1 protein-coding gene is annotated in these 434 nt (G+C 70.5%); it reads left to right on the top strand.

The genetic code is table 11. The features are described 5' to 3' along the window. The coding region (locus SB719_RS19055; RefSeq protein WP_412159588.1) for a poly-beta-1,6-N-acetyl-D-glucosamine N-deacetylase PgaB at positions 1-434 on the top strand (434 nt) is incomplete at both ends.

Here is a 434-nt window from a genome sequence, read left to right as displayed (position 1 = left end):
GATCGCGGCCGACCTGCAGACCAGCCGCGATGCGCTCGCGCGCCATCTCGACCGCGCACCGCGCGTCATCGTCTGGCCCTATGCGGCCTACAACGGCGTGACCAACGCGATCGCCGGCGACATGGGCATGGTCCTGTCGTTCGATCTCGAGGGCCGCTCGCAGGAGGCCGATCTCGGCCAGCAGGGCGAGGACAGCGCCGACCAGAATGCGCTCGGCAGCCTCGGGCGCCTGCTGATCCATCGCAATCCGGACGTGCGCGACCTGGCCGGCGAGCTGCGCCGCGACCTGTCGCTGGACGGCGTGCGCGCGATCCAGGTGGACCTGGACTACGTGTACGACGCGGACGCCGCGCAGATGGCGCGCAACCTCGACCAGCTGGTCCAGCGCATCCAGGACATCGGCCCCAGCCATGTGTTCCTGCAGGCGTTCGCGG

It is taken from the genome of Pantoea sp. SIMBA_079, assembly GCF_046940275.1.
In the GTDB taxonomy this organism is placed as follows: domain Bacteria; phylum Pseudomonadota; class Gammaproteobacteria; order Enterobacterales; family Enterobacteriaceae; genus Pantoea; species Pantoea borealis.
This window is presented reverse-complemented; position numbering and strand designations above follow the sequence as displayed.